Origin of the sequence: Microvirgula aerodenitrificans DSM 15089, assembly GCF_000620105.1 — a bacterium.
GTDB lineage: Bacteria > Pseudomonadota > Gammaproteobacteria > Burkholderiales > Aquaspirillaceae > Microvirgula > Microvirgula aerodenitrificans.
This window is the reverse complement of record NZ_JHVK01000003.1, coordinates 292,581-305,773: the sequence shown is the minus strand read 5'-3', so window position 1 is coordinate 305,773 and position 13,193 is coordinate 292,581. Positions and strand designations below refer to the sequence as shown.

Annotated in this window: 13 protein-coding genes; 11 read left to right on the top strand and 2 right to left on the bottom strand. The window is 64.9% G+C overall.

Features of this window, described 5'->3' with window-relative positions:
* Positions 1-72 precede the first annotated feature (72 nt).
* On the top strand, positions 73-825 hold the full coding sequence (locus Q352_RS19950) for a Clp protease ClpP (protein ID WP_233495208.1): 753 nt from the start codon (positions 73-75) through the stop codon (positions 823-825).
* A gap of 224 nt (positions 826-1,049) precedes the next feature.
* Here the strand turns inward: Q352_RS19950 and selD are convergent, their stop codons facing one another.
* On the bottom strand, positions 1,050-2,090 hold the full coding sequence (gene selD, locus Q352_RS0105145) for a selenide, water dikinase SelD (protein WP_028498408.1): 1,041 nt from the start codon (positions 2,088-2,090) through the stop codon (positions 1,050-1,052).
* 17 nt (positions 2,091-2,107) lie between these two features.
* Between selD and mnmH the strand changes: the two genes are divergently transcribed.
* From mnmH to Q352_RS0105095, 10 genes are all read left to right on the top strand, one after another.
* Positions 2,108-3,187 (top strand): tRNA 2-selenouridine(34) synthase MnmH, encoded by a 1,080-nt coding sequence (gene mnmH, locus Q352_RS19945; RefSeq protein ID WP_051528697.1) that lies wholly within the window; start codon positions 2,108-2,110, stop codon positions 3,185-3,187.
* A gap of 151 nt (positions 3,188-3,338) precedes the next feature.
* Positions 3,339-4,388: a microcin C ABC transporter permease YejB gene (locus Q352_RS0105135; protein WP_199489769.1), complete on the top strand. Its 1,050-nt coding sequence runs from the start codon at positions 3,339-3,341 to the stop codon at positions 4,386-4,388.
* A gap of 6 nt (positions 4,389-4,394) precedes the next feature.
* Positions 4,395-5,450 (top strand): GGDEF domain-containing protein, encoded by a 1,056-nt coding sequence (locus Q352_RS19940; protein ID WP_051528696.1) that lies wholly within the window; start codon positions 4,395-4,397, stop codon positions 5,448-5,450.
* Positions 5,447-6,484, top strand: coding sequence for an ABC transporter permease (locus Q352_RS0105125; protein WP_028498406.1), 1,038 nt, complete (start codon positions 5,447-5,449; stop codon positions 6,482-6,484). Before Q352_RS19940 ends, Q352_RS0105125 begins: the two co-directional genes overlap by 4 nt.
* Positions 6,481-8,073, top strand: a complete 1,593-nt coding sequence (locus Q352_RS0105120; protein ID WP_028498405.1) for an ABC transporter ATP-binding protein — start codon at positions 6,481-6,483, stop codon at positions 8,071-8,073. The genes Q352_RS0105125 and Q352_RS0105120 overlap by 4 nt, the downstream gene beginning before the upstream one ends.
* Positions 8,074-8,183: 110 nt before the next feature.
* Positions 8,184-8,513: a thioredoxin TrxA gene (trxA, locus tag Q352_RS0105115; protein WP_028498404.1), complete on the top strand. Its 330-nt coding sequence runs from the start codon at positions 8,184-8,186 to the stop codon at positions 8,511-8,513.
* Positions 8,514-8,632: 119 nt separating this feature from the next.
* Positions 8,633-9,889: a transcription termination factor Rho gene (gene rho / locus Q352_RS0105110; RefSeq protein WP_028498403.1), complete on the top strand. Its 1,257-nt coding sequence runs from the start codon at positions 8,633-8,635 to the stop codon at positions 9,887-9,889.
* Between the two features lie 108 nt (positions 9,890-9,997).
* Positions 9,998-10,618, top strand: a complete 621-nt coding sequence (locus Q352_RS0105105) for a CoA pyrophosphatase (RefSeq protein ID WP_051528695.1) — start codon at positions 9,998-10,000, stop codon at positions 10,616-10,618.
* Between the two features lie 92 nt (positions 10,619-10,710).
* A complete protein-coding gene (locus Q352_RS0105100; protein ID WP_028498401.1) occupies positions 10,711-11,136 on the top strand; it encodes an OsmC family protein in 426 nt (141 codons plus the stop codon).
* 101 nt (positions 11,137-11,237) lie between these two features.
* A complete protein-coding gene (locus Q352_RS0105095; RefSeq protein WP_028498400.1) occupies positions 11,238-12,389 on the top strand; it encodes a M20 aminoacylase family protein in 1,152 nt (383 codons plus the stop codon).
* Here Q352_RS0105095 and Q352_RS0105090 read toward each other — a convergent pair.
* Positions 12,383-13,141: a 2-keto-4-pentenoate hydratase gene (locus Q352_RS0105090; protein WP_028498399.1), complete on the bottom strand. Its 759-nt coding sequence runs from the start codon at positions 13,139-13,141 to the stop codon at positions 12,383-12,385. The genes Q352_RS0105095 and Q352_RS0105090 overlap by 7 nt on opposite strands.
* Between the last annotated feature and the right edge of the window lie 52 nt (positions 13,142-13,193).

Genomic DNA, 13,193 nt, shown 5'->3' with positions numbered 1-13,193 from the left:
GTCAGTGTCTAAGCCGTGGAGTGTAGCAAAGCCGGCCGCCCCGGTGGCCGGCATGACAAGAAGAAGGGGGCAATGATGAGCAGGCATTCGATACCCGCGGGCATGCGCAACGAGGGCAATGACGAGGACGAGGAGGTCGTCCCGGTTCCGGTACCCTATTTCCGCCGCTACGACAGTCAGGTGGTCGCCCGGCAAATCTCCTTCTATCTGTCCGGCGAGATCGGTCCGGCGATCGCCTATACCGATCTGCTGAACGCGCTGTCGACTGCCAGCGAATACGACGTGATCTTCCTGCACCTGAATACCCCCGGCGGGATTTTCGACACCGGGTTGCAGATCATCAACAACATCCAGGCCTGCAAGGCCAAGGTCATCACCGTGCTGGAAGCGCGCGCCTACTCGATGGGTTCGCTGATCTTTCTCGCCGGCGACGAGCTGATCGTGCACGACAACTGCCAGCTGATGTTCCACAACTACTCCGGCAGCCTGATCGGCAAGGGCAACGAGCAGCACGCGCAAGTGATTGCGCATGGCAAGTGGTTCGACAAGGTCATGCACCGGCTGTGCTACCCGTTCCTGTCCAGCGAGGAGCTGGAGGCGATCATGCGTGGCGCCGACATCTGGATGGATTCGGACGAGATCCGCCGCCGCATGCAGAAAGTCATTGCCGCGCGGCAGTTGCCGGCGCCGCCGCGCGCCGCGCGCGGCAAGAAGGCGGAGGCAACGACGCCGCCGGTGCTGGATGCGGAGCCGGTCCGTCCGGTGGAGGTCGAGGTCAAGGCCATGAAGCCGGGCGGCAGCAAACGCCCCCGGACCCGCAGCTAGGGGCGCCTGGCCGGCAGCGCGGTCCAGATTTCCGCCCAGCAGCACGAGTGGTGCAGGTCGGAAACGCACGCACTGCCGGTTGCCGGCCGGCGGGAAAACCGTCGGCGTAGGCATCGGCCACCTGGCGCGGCACGATGCGATCAGCGTCGCCGACCAGCAGCCACTGCGGGATGCGTTGCGCAATCTGCTCGCCAATGCCGACCGGCATGCCCCGGCTGGTAAGGTCAGCGCACGACGACGCCGGCGTGACCGTGGGCCAGCTCGCCGATGTCTGCCGCGTAATCGAAGCCGGCAGCATGGAAACGGGCCAGAACGGCATCGGCCACTTCCGGCGCCACGGCGACCAGCAGGCCGCCGCTGGTCTGCGGATCGGCCAGCAGCCGCTGTTTCCAGGCCGGCACGTCGTGGGCGAAGCGCACGCCATCGCCGAAACTGGCCCAGTTGCGTTCGATGGCGCCCGGGCCGATGCCCTGTTCGGCAAAGCCAAGCGCTTCGCGGATGACCGGCACCCGGTCGATGTCGATCATGCCGGTCAGGCCGGCGCCGCGGCAGACTTCCAGCAGGTGGCCGGCAAGGCCGAAGCCGGTGACGTCGGTCAGCGCATGCACCTCGTCGAGTTCGGCCAGTTCGGTGCCGACCGTGTTCAGCCGGGTAGTGCTGCCGATCAGCGCGGCGTAGCCGGCGTCGTCGAGCAGTCCCTTTTTCATGGCCTGGGCCAGGATGCCGACTCCCAGTCCCTTGCCGAGGATCAGCCGGTCACCGGCGCGGGCGCCGGCATTGGTCTTGATCCGGCGCGGGTCGATAATGCCGATGCCGACCAGACCGTAGATCGGTTCCGGGCTGTCGATCGAGTGACCGCCGGCGATCGGGATGCCGGCCGCCGCGCAGACCGACTGGCCTCCGTCGAGGATGCGGCGGATGGTTTCCGGCGGCAGCACATTGACCGGCATGCCGACAATGGCCAGGGCAAACAGTGGTTTGCCACCCATGGCATAGATGTCCGACAGCGCATTGGTGGCGGCGATGCGGCCGAAATCGAACGCGTCGTCGACGATCGGCATGAAAAAATCGGTGGTGGCGACAATGGCCTGGCTGTCGTTGATGCGGTAGACCGCGGCATCGTCCGAGGTGTCGATGCCGACCAGCAGGTCGGGGAAGGGCAGCGACGGCCGTACGCCGGCGAGGATGGTTTCCAGAACGGCGGGCGCGATTTTACAGCCGCAGCCGCCACCGTGAGACAATTGCGTCAGTCTGACATCACTCATTTTTACTGCCCTTTATCATGCGTTTCTTGCCGCCCGCGACCATAGCACAGCGCGACGAATTCGATGAGGTCATCGACGTGCGCACGCCGGCGGAGTTCGCCGACGATCATATTCCCGGTGCCATCAATTGTCCGGTGCTGTCCGACGACGAGCGCGTCGTCGTCGGCACGCTGTACAAACAGGCATCGCCCTTCGAAGCGCGCAAGGTGGGGGCTGCGCTGGTCGCGCGCAATATCGCCCATCACCTTGATGCCCGTTTCCACGACCGGCCCAAGAGCTGGCGCCCGCTGGTCTGCTGCTGGCGCGGCGGACAGCGTTCGGGTGCGATGACGCTGATCCTGCAGCAGGTTGGCTGGGGCGCGCGGCAACTGGAAGGCGGCTACAAGCAGTACCGCAAGCAGGTAATGGATGCGCTGGCTGAAGCGCCGGCCCGGTTCCGGTTCCGCGTGCTGTGCGGGCCGACCGGCTCGGGCAAGAGCCGGCTGCTCGATGCGCTGGCGGAGGCCGGGCATCAGGTGCTCGACCTCGAACGGCTGGCCTGCCATCGCGGATCGGTGCTGGGGGCGTTGCCGGACGAACCGCAACCGTCGCAGAAGCGTTTCGAGAGTCTGCTGTGGCTGGCGCTGTCCGCACTCGACCCGGCCAGGCCGGTCCATATCGAGGCCGAGTCGCGCCGGATCGGCCGTCTGACCGTGCCGGGCAGCCTGATCGATGCGATGCATCAGGGGGACTGTCTGTGTCTGGAGGTGCCGCTCGGCGAGCGGGTCCGCTTCCTGCTGGAGGATTACGACTACTTCCTGCGCCAGCCGGCGCCGCTGATGGCGCGGCTCGGTCAGTTGCGCGAGTTGCACGGCCGGGAAAAACTGGCGCAGTGGGAAGCGCTGATCAAGGCCGGCGCTTTCCCGGCACTGGTCGAGGCGCTGCTGGTCGAGCATTACGATCCGCTGTATGGCCGTTCGACGGATCGTCACTATGCGAATCTGGCCGAGGCGCAGCACTTGCGGCTGGACAACCTGTCCGTTCCGGCGCTGACCGCACTGGCGGCGAAATGGCAGGATGACCGGCAAAAAATATCGGCGCCGCCCCCCTCGTCTTGAGACAGGCTGACGGCTTTTCGCCGACGACCGGCGCAAACAGTGCTGTCACCATGTCATCCCCTGCCAGAAGTCGTGTTTATGTCTTGGCGGCGGGTGCAAGCAACCCTTATTCTTGTGGCATCGCCCCGCCAGACCGGACCGACTGATGAACCTGTGGCGCTATATCGCCAAACGCCTGCTGCTGATGGTGCCGACCCTGTTCGGCATCCTGCTGGTCACCTTCATGGTGATCCAGTTCGTGCCGGGCGGCCCGGTCGAGCAACTGGCCCGCGAACTCCGTGGCGCGCAGGTCGGCGAGATGGTGACGACCAATACCGGCTTCTACCGCGCATCGGGCGGGCTGGATGCCGACCGGCTGGCCGAACTGAAAACGCTGTACGGTTTCGACAAACCGGCTTACCAGCGTTTTGGTGACATGATCTGGCGCTACCTGCATTTCGATCTTGGCGAGAGCTTCTATCATCACCAGTCGGTGGGGTCGCTGGTGGTGTCCAAGCTGCCGGTGTCGATGAGTCTCGGCCTGTGGACGTTCTTCCTGACCTATCTGATCTCGATTCCGCTCGGCATTCGCAAAGCCGTGCGCGATGGTTCCGCCTTCGATGTCGCCACCAGCACGCTGCTGCTGGTCGGCTATGCGATCCCCGGCTTCGTGCTTGGCGTGGCCCTGCTGGTACTGTTCGGCGGCGGCAGTTTCCTGGAAGTGTTTCCGCTGCGCGGACTGGTGTCCGACAACTGGAACGAGCTGGACTGGCCCGCGCGCATTGCCGACTATCTGTGGCACATGGTGCTGCCGGTGACGGCATCGGTGGTCGGCAGCCTGGCAGTGATGACGCTGCTGACCAAGAACACCTTTCTCGAGCAGATCCGCAGCCAGTATGTGCTGACCGCCCGGGCCAAGGGCGTCAGTGAAAACCGCATCCTGTACAAACACGTGTTCCGCAACGCGATGATCCCGCTGATTACCGGTTTTCCCTCCGCCTTTATCGGCGCTTTCTTTTCCGGCAGCCTGCTGATCGAGACGATCTTCTCGCTCGACGGACTCGGGCTGCTGTCCTACGACGCGGTGGTCAAGCGTGACTATCCGGTCGTGATGGGCACTCTGTACCTGTTTACGCTGATCGGGCTGGTGGCGAGGCTGCTGTCCGACCTGTGCTATGTCTGGGTCGACCCGCGCCTGCGCTTCGACTCTGTGGGCGGATAGGAGCCGATGATGGATCTGTCCTATGCGCAAATGCTGGAGAACGCCCAGCGCAACGAGGTGGTGCTGCGGCGATTCCAGGCGATCGAACTGGCACTGATCGGTGCCAGCGGCTTCGGCCAGTTTCTGGCCGGGATACGCGATCAGTTGCCGGCGCGCATGGCACTGGAACAGGCATGGCTGCTGCTGGCCGACAGCCATGGCGAGGTGTCCGCCATTCTTGGCTACGACGAGGTCCTGCCGGACGGGCTGCTGCTCGAGCGGGAGCCGGCCCGGCTGGTCGAGCGCCTTGGTGAATTGCCGACCCGGGTGCGGCTCGGCAGTCCGGGCGAAGTGCTCGGCGAACTGGCGCTGGACTGGGCAGAATTGCCCGGCAGTGTGGCGCTGATGCCGCTGTGGCGCGACAGCACACTGATCGGGCTGGTGGTACTCGGCAGCCGCGACCCGGAGCGGTTTGCACCGGATCAGGCCACCGACTTCATTGAACGGTTCGCTGCCGTGACTGCGCTGTGTCTCGACAATGTGCTGAACCGCGAGCGGCTGAAGCAGCTCGGCCTGACCGATCCGCTGACCGGCCTCTACAACCGGCGCTATTTCGACCAGCGCATCGACGAGGAACTGGCGCGGGCGCGCCGGCATGGCGCGCCGATTTCCTGTCTGTTTCTCGATGCCGATCATTTCAAGCGCATCAACGATACCCACGGTCACGTCGCCGGCGACATCGTGCTGCGCACGCTGGCCAACCGCATGCGCGGTCAGTTGCGCGGCTGTGACGTGGCCGCGCGCTATGGTGGCGAAGAATTCGCAGTCCTGCTGCCGCAGACCGCGCTGGGTCAGGCTCGGCTGGTGGCCGACCGCATCCGCACCCAGATCGGCGGCGAGCCGGTCGTACTGCCGGATGGGCGGCGTGTGCCGCTGACCGTATCCATCGGCGTGTCGACCTGCGGCAATCAGCTGGCCGACAGCCCGATGCAGTTGCTGGCCCGCGCCGACGCGGCGCTGTACCGGGCCAAGGAAGCCGGTCGCAACTGCATCATGTCCGTCGAAAGCGGAGCGCAGGCATGACCGAAGCCGCCGCGCTGCCGCCCCGCGCCCGGGCCTGGCGCCGTTTCCGCGCACACCGGCGCGGTTATGTGAGCCTGATCCTGTTCACGCTGCTGTTCGTGCTGAGCCTGTTCGCCGACGTGCTGTGCAATGACAAGCCATTGCTGGTGCGCTATGACGGCCGGTACTACTTTCCGCTGCTGGTCGACTATCCGGAAACCGCTTTTGGCGGAGACTTTGTCACGCCACCCGACTATCACGACCCGTTCATCGTCGACAGGCTGAAGCGCGGTGGCAATTTCGCCGTGTATCCGCCGGTGCCGTACCGCTTCGACAGCATCAACTACTATGCGCGCGACCCGAACCCGGCGGCGCCGTCGCGCGAGAACTGGCTGGGAACCGATGACCGGGGACGCGACGTGCTGGCCCGGGTGGTCTACGGCTTCCGGCTGTCGGTGCTGTTCGCGCTGGCGCTGACGGTGGTCGGCAGCCTGGTCGGTGTGCTGGCCGGTGCGGTGCAGGGCTATTTCGGCGGCAAGACCGATCTGTTCCTGCAGCGCTTTATCGAGATATGGGGCTCGCTGCCCGAGCTGTACCTGCTGATCATTTTTGCGTCGCTGTTCACGCCGAGCCTGTCGCTGCTGCTGATCCTGCTGGCGCTGTTCGGCTGGATGGGACTGGCCGACTATGTGCGGGCCGAATTCCTGCGCAACCGGCAGATGGAATATGTGCTGGCGGCGCGCGCGCTCGGCCTCGGCAGCGCACAGATCATGTGGCGGCACGTGCTGCCGAATTCGATGACGCCGGTCATCACCTTCCTGCCGTTTCGCGTGTCCGGCGCCATTCTGGCGCTGACCTCGCTCGACTTTCTCGGCCTGGGGGTGCCATCGAGCACGGCCAGCCTTGGCGAACTGCTGGCCCAGGGCAAGGACAACCTGGATGCCTGGTGGATCGGTCTGTCGACCTTTCTGGTGCTGACCGGCACGCTGACATTGCTGATCTTTATCGGTGAAGGCCTGCGCGAAGCCTTCGACCCGCGCCGGGAGGGACGATGAGCGATACGGTGCTGCTGCAGGTGGAAAACCTTGCCGTTCGCTACGATGGGCAGGCTGTGGTCGACGGAGTGACATTCGACATCCGTGCCGGCGAGAAACTTGCCCTGGTCGGCGAGTCCGGCTCCGGCAAGACCCAGGCTGCCAGTGCACTGCTGCGGCTGCATCCGGAAGCCACCCTGTCCGGCAGCGTGCGCTGGGCGGGGCGGGAGCTGACCACGTTGCCCGAGCGCGATATTGCCCGGCTGCGCGGGCACGATATCGCCATGATCTTCCAGGAGCCGATGACGGCGCTGAACCCGCTGTATCCCATCGGCAACCAGATTGCCGAGTCGCTGACCGTCCACCGCGGACTGAGCGGCCGGCAGGCGCGGGCGGAAGCGCTGGCGCTGCTGGGGCGGGTGCGCATTCCCGAGCCGGAAAAAAAGCTCGGGCGCTATCCGTTCGAGCTGTCCGGCGGTCAGCGTCAGCGGGCGATGATTGCCATGGCGCTGGCCTGTCGTCCGCAACTGCTGATTGCCGACGAGCCGACTACGGCGCTGGACGTGACCGTGCAGGCGCAGATCCTGTCGCTGCTCGACGAGCTGCAGCGCGAGTTCGGCATGGCGATCCTGTTCATTACCCATGATCTGAATCTGGTGCAGCGCTTTGCCGATCGCGTGGCCGTGATGCGCCATGGTGCGCTGGTTGAGAGCGGGCCGGTGGCGGACGTCTTTGCCCGGCCCCGGCACGAGTACACCCGGACGCTGCTGGCCAGCCGCCCCGAGCCGCTGGCACCGCAGGCGCCGTCGACCGAGCCCCCGCTGCTGGACGCGGAGGCGGTGCGGGTCGTTTTCTCCCGTCAGGCCGGCTGGTTCCGGCGTGAGGAAACGGTGGCGGTCGACGGGGTGTCCTGTTGCATTGCACCGGGGCGCACGCTGGGCCTGGTTGGCGAGTCCGGCTCCGGCAAGACCACCTTCGGGCTGGCGCTGCTGCGGCTGCTGCCGGCTACCGGCCGCGTGGTCTTCGCCGGGCAGTCGGTATTGGCTCTGGCGCCGCGTGCGCTGCGCAGCTTGCGGCGCGACGTGCAAATGGTGTTCCAGGACCCGTATTCCTCGCTGTCGCCACGGCTGACCGTTGGCGAGATCGTCGGTGAAGGACTGGCGCTGCACCGGACCGACCTGTCGGCATCGGCACGCCGGGCCCGGGTGGTGGAGATCCTGCGCGAAGTCGGGCTGGACGAGAAGGCCTGTGATCGCTATCCGCATGCGTTTTCCGGTGGGCAGCGCCAGCGCATAGCCATTGCCCGGGCGCTGGTGCTCGAGCCACGGCTGTTGCTGCTGGACGAGCCGACCAGCGCGCTGGACGTGTCGATCCAGCGCCAGGTGCTGGAGCTGCTGAAACGGCTGCAGCAGAAATACGGTCTTGCGTATCTGTTCATTTCGCACGATCTGGCGGTGATCCGCGCCATTGCCCATGATGTAGTGGTGCTGCGCAACGGACGGGTGGTCGAGGCCGGACCGACGCGGGAAGTGTTCGATGCACCACAGGCGTCGTACACCCGGGAATTGCTGCAGGCGGCGCTGGGTGTGGCGCCGGCACCCGCTTGCTAGTGTCATGACCGTGCAATGCAGCACGACACCCGGTCGCGTGCCTTGTCGGCGCAGGATGCGCTTGTTACTATCAATCGATACAGCCCACGCGCACCAACACGGAGAACACAATGAGCAGCGAACTGATCGTCCATGTCACCGACGCCTCTTTTGAAGAAGAAGTGTTGAAGGCACAAGGCCCGGTACTGGTCGACTACTGGGCCGAATGGTGTGGCCCTTGCAAAATGATCGCGCCGATTCTCGATGAAATTGCCAAGGAATACGACGGCAAGCTGAAAATCACCAAGCTGAACATCGACCAGAACGAAACCACGCCGCCGAAGTACGGCATCCGCGGCATCCCGACGCTGATGATTTTCAAGGACGGCAATGTGGTTGCCACCAAGGTCGGCGCTCTGGCCAAGAGCCAGCTGACCGCGTTTGTTGACAGCAACATCTAATCTGTCTAAGCTGAGTCAAGAAATCTCTCGGGCGGCGTCCAGGCCGCCCGAAACCGTACCGTTTCCCCTTCCTCCTTCCGCGTCACCCCCCACACGTTCCTCGCGTGCACTCACCCTTTATGCATCTTTCCGACCTTAAACATCAGCACGTCAGCCAACTCGTCGAGACGGCGGCTTCACTCGAAATCGAAGGCGCGAACCGCCTGCGCAAGCAGGATCTCATCTTTGCGCTTTTGAAAAACCAGGCCAAGAAAGGCGAAAGCATTTTTGGCGATGGCACGCTTGAAGTCCTGCCCGACGGCTTCGGTTTTCTGCGCTCCCCGGATACCTCGTATCTGGCCGGCCCGGATGATATCTATATCAGCCCGTCGCAGATCCGCCGCTTCAACCTTCATACCGGTGACACCATTGAGGGTGAAATCCGCATGCCGAAGGAAGGCGAGCGGTATTTCGCGCTGGTCAAGGTCGACCGCATCAACGGTGAGACCCCGGACAAGGCCAAGAACAAGATCCTGTTCGAAAACCTGACGCCGCTGCATCCGACCGAGCGGATGTCGCTGGAACGCGACATCAAGAGCGAAGAAAACATCACCGGTCGCGTCATCGACCTGGTCGCGCCGATCGGCCGTGGTCAGCGCAGCCTGCTGGTTGCTCCGCCGAAGTCCGGCAAGACCGTGATGCTGCAGCATATCGCCCATGCGATCGCCGCCAACCATCCGGACGTGATCCTGATCGTGCTGCTGATCGACGAACGGCCGGAAGAAGTGACGGAAATGACCCGGACGGTCAAGGGTGAAGTGGTGGCGTCGACCTTCGACGAACCGGCCACCCGCCACGTCCAGGTCGCCGAAATGGTTATCGAGAAGGCCAAGCGCCTGGTCGAGCACAAGAAGGACGTTGTGATCCTGCTCGACTCGATCACCCGTCTGGCCCGTGCCTACAACACCGTCGTGCCGAGTTCCGGCAAAGTGCTGACCGGTGGTGTGGACGCCAATGCGCTGCAACGCCCGAAGCGTATTCTCGGTGCGGCGCGCAACATCGAAGAGGGCGGTTCGCTGACCATCATCGGCACTACGCTGATCGATACCGGCAGCCGCATGGACGATGTGATCTACGAAGAATTCAAGGGCACCGGCAACTCGGAAATCCACCTGGACCGCCGCATGGCGGAAAAGCGGATCTTCCCGGCGATCAACATCAATCGCTCCGGCACCCGCCGCGAGGAATTGCTGCTGCCGCAGGACCAGCTCCAGCGCCTGTGGGTGCTGCGCAAGCTGCTGTACCCGATGGACGACATCGAGGCGATGGAGTTCATGCTCGACAAGCTCAAGAGCACCAAGACCAACCAGCAGTTCTTCGACTCGATGCGTCGCTGAACGCGTGGAACGGTTGCGGATGTGATAAAAACGCCGGGTGCCTGTCGCCCGGCGTTTTTTGCGCCGGCATGCGCAGGTCCCCGATTCGAGACCGACAATCCCGTGACGATGCCTCCCTCCCTGATTCTGCCTCCCGCGCTGCCGGACGCCGCGCGCTGGCTGTCCGACTGTCTTGCCCGCTTCGATCCAGGCCAGCAGGCCGGCGATATCCCCGATCGTCACCACGATGCCGACGCACGGCCTGCTGCGGTGCTGGTGCCGCTGGTCTGGCGTCCGGACGGGCCGGGTGTGCTGCTGACGCGGCGTACCGAGGGGCTGCGCCACCATGCCGGGCAGATCAGCTTCCCGGGCGGCAAACGCGAGCCCGGTGATGTCGATGCCGTCGCCTGCGCACTGCGCGAGGCGCAGGAAGAAATTGCGCTGGCGCCGCACCTGGTGCGACTGGTCGGCGAGCTGCCTCCGTATGTGACCATTACCGGCTTCTCCGTCACGCCGGTGGTCGGCCTGCTGCTGCCGCCGGCCGGGCTGGTGCCGCAGCCGGGCGAGGTGGCGGAGATCTTCGAGCTGCCGCTGGACAGGGTGCTGGATGTACGCCAGTACGAAAGGCATACCATCGAGCGCGACGGCCGTCTGCGCCACTACCTGTCGCTGAGCCACGGCGACCACTTTGTCTGGGGTGCCACCGCCGCCATGCTGCGCATTCTTGCCTGTGCCGTGACCGGTCGCTGACACTGCCGCTGGTCTATCGTCGTCTTGTCGCCTACAACGAGAGTGCGCGGCATTCCTGCCGCGCCTTCCATTCCCCCTTCAGGAGCGCTCTCATGCAGAAGACGGCATCGGCAAAATGGCATGGCAGCATCAAGGATGGCGCGGGTACGATCTCGACCCAGAGCGGCGTTTTGCAGGAGACGCCCTACGGATTCAAAAGCCGCTTCGAAGGCGGGCCCGGCACCAATCCCGAAGAACTGATCGGTGCTGCCCATGCCGGCTGCTTCTCGATGGCGCTGTCGCTGCAACTGGGCGATGCCGGCATGGTGGCGGACAGCATCGAGACCAGGGCAGCGGTGACGCTGGAGAAAGGGAACGGCGGTTTCACCATCACGGCCGTGCACCTGGACGTGGTGGCCCGTATCCCCGGCGGGGACCCGGAGGCTTTTGACCGCGCGGCCAATGCCGCGAAAGCCGGTTGTCCGGTCTCTAAACTGCTGAATGCGACCCTTACCCTGTCGGCGCGCCTGATCGGCTAGCGGATTTGTATCAGGACAAGTGGGGGGCGGGTCCGGATTGACACTGGCAATGCGGCTTGTCCACACTGATATGTACTACCGGTTTCCTGGCGAAGGCACGCATGACCCTCGACGCAGATCTGCTTGAACAGATGAAAACCTGGCGGCGCCTGATCCACCGCCATCCTGAACTGGCTTTTGACGAATACCGCACGGCGGGCCTGGTTGCGGAAAAGCTGGTTGAATTCGGGCTCGATGTCGAGCGCAATATCGCCGGGACCGGCGTGGTGGGTACCCTGCGCAATGGTGCCGGCCCGTCGATCGGGCTGCGTGCCGACATGGATGCGCTGCCGATCAGTGAAGAAAATACCTTCGATTACCGTTCTGCCCATCCGGGATGCATGCATGCCTGCGGGCATGACGGCCATACCGCCATGCTGCTGGGGGCGGCGGCGCATCTGGCCCGACATCGTGATTTCTGCGGTACGCTGCATTTCATTTTCCAGCCGGCGGAGGAAATGGCCGGCGGCGCGGGAGAGATGATCCGGGCCGGGCTGTTCGACCGTTTTCCATGCGATGCCGTCTATGCACTGCATAACTGGCCCGGGCTGAAGCTTGGTCATTTCGCCATCAATCCCGGGCCGATGATGGCGTCACTGGATACGTTCGAGATCATCGTCAGCGGCACGGGGGCCCATGCCGCGCAGCCGCACAAGGGCGTAGACAGCCTGCTGTGTGCAGCGACGATCGTGACCAGCCTGCAGAGCATCGTCAGCCGCAGCATCGATCCGCATGAGGCGCTGGTGGTGACCGTGACCCAGTTGCACGGTGGCGATGCGTGGAATGTGATCCCGGCCAGCACCGTCATTCGCGGCACCGTCCGCGCCATGCGTGAAGTGGACCGCCAGCTGGCGAAACGGCGGATTCGCGAAATTGCCGGCAATACTGCCGCCGCTTTCGGCGCCACGGCGGATGTGCGTCATATCGATGGCTATCCGCCGACGGTCAACACCTCGCGGGAGACCGATCTGGCCATTGCTGCCGCACGCCGGGTGGTGGGAGACGGGGCGGTCGAGTTCGACTGCGTGCCGTCGATGGCCTCCGAGGATTTCTCGCTGATGCTGCAGCGGCGCCCTGGCGCCTATATGTGGCTCGGGGTCGACGGGGACGCCCATGTCGCGCCGTTGCACAATCCGCATTACGACTTCAATGACCAGGCGCTGGGCTACGGCGCCGGGTTCTTTGTCGAAATGGCGCGCGGCACGCGCTACTGAGCGGATTCGAAACGGACGGTCAGCACCCCCAGCTCGCCAAAGCGGAGGGTGAGGGTCTCCGCGACCGGCAGCGTCACCACACCGGCATAGGAACCGGTGATGACGGGCTGACCGGCCCGGACCGTCCGGCCGCGGCTGCGCAGGAACTCGACCAGCCAGTAAAGCGGCGCCTGTGGCAGGCCCGCGGGATGACGGGCGTCGAGTGCCAGCCGTGGTTTTCCGCCCCAGGCGACCTGCAGCGGAAAGGTCGCGGCACGACGGGCCAGGGTCATTCCGACGGCGGGACCGATAACCAGGCCTTCATTGCTCAGACCGTCAGCCAGCCGTTCCGGGAACGTCGTGTCTTCCGCCGGCAGGTAACGGCTGCCGACCCGTTCCAGCGCCAGGTGGATACTGCCGATGGCGGCATCCACTTCCGCTTCCCGGTAGGGAACGGAGCGCGCCGGCAGATCATGGGCCAGGACAAAGGCGAGTTCGGGTTCGACCTGCACGCTGTTGCCACGGACCGGGACCGGGCTGTCTGCGTGGCAGTCGCCGGCATGGATGGGGGCGGCAATCGGCTGTTCGGTGCCAGGCAGACCGCATTTCCAGCCACCAATGCGCTCGCCGAGCCGGGCGATGACCGCTTCCTGGATCTCCAGGGCGCTGTCGGCATCGGCCGGGCGGCAGTCCGGGGGCAACCGGGGACCGGGCTGGCCGCTGCGGCGGCGGTCGGAGAGCAGGCGGGCGGCAACGGAGAGGGAGTCGGACATGGTGCGGACGTGGGTGGTGATGGTTTTCTTTACGCCATTGCCGCCCGTTGCG

Excerpts from the sequence above, each read along its gene's own strand:
- Q352_RS0105090 (WP_028498399.1), bottom strand. The coding sequence starts at position 13,141 with ATGTCCGACTCCCTCTCCGTTGCCGCCCGCCTGCTCTCCGACCGCCGC.
- Q352_RS0105095 (WP_028498400.1), top strand. The coding sequence starts at position 11,238 with ATGACCCTCGACGCAGATCTGCTTGAACAGATGAAAACCTGGCGGCGC.
- Q352_RS0105125 (WP_028498406.1), top strand. The coding sequence starts at position 5,447 with ATGACCGAAGCCGCCGCGCTGCCGCCCCGCGCCCGGGCCTGGCGCCGT.
- rho (WP_028498403.1), top strand. The coding sequence starts at position 8,633 with ATGCATCTTTCCGACCTTAAACATCAGCACGTCAGCCAACTCGTCGAG.
- selD (WP_028498408.1), bottom strand. The coding sequence starts at position 2,090 with ATGAGTGATGTCAGACTGACGCAATTGTCTCACGGTGGCGGCTGCGGC.
- Q352_RS0105120 (WP_028498405.1), top strand. The coding sequence starts at position 6,481 with ATGAGCGATACGGTGCTGCTGCAGGTGGAAAACCTTGCCGTTCGCTAC.
- Q352_RS19940 (WP_051528696.1), top strand. The coding sequence starts at position 4,395 with ATGATGGATCTGTCCTATGCGCAAATGCTGGAGAACGCCCAGCGCAAC.
- Q352_RS0105105 (WP_051528695.1), top strand. The coding sequence starts at position 9,998 with ATGCCTCCCTCCCTGATTCTGCCTCCCGCGCTGCCGGACGCCGCGCGC.
- Q352_RS19950 (WP_233495208.1), top strand. The coding sequence starts at position 73 with ATGATGAGCAGGCATTCGATACCCGCGGGCATGCGCAACGAGGGCAAT.
- mnmH (WP_051528697.1), top strand. The coding sequence starts at position 2,108 with ATGCGTTTCTTGCCGCCCGCGACCATAGCACAGCGCGACGAATTCGAT.
- trxA (WP_028498404.1), top strand. The coding sequence starts at position 8,184 with ATGAGCAGCGAACTGATCGTCCATGTCACCGACGCCTCTTTTGAAGAA.
- Q352_RS0105100 (WP_028498401.1), top strand. The coding sequence starts at position 10,711 with ATGCAGAAGACGGCATCGGCAAAATGGCATGGCAGCATCAAGGATGGC.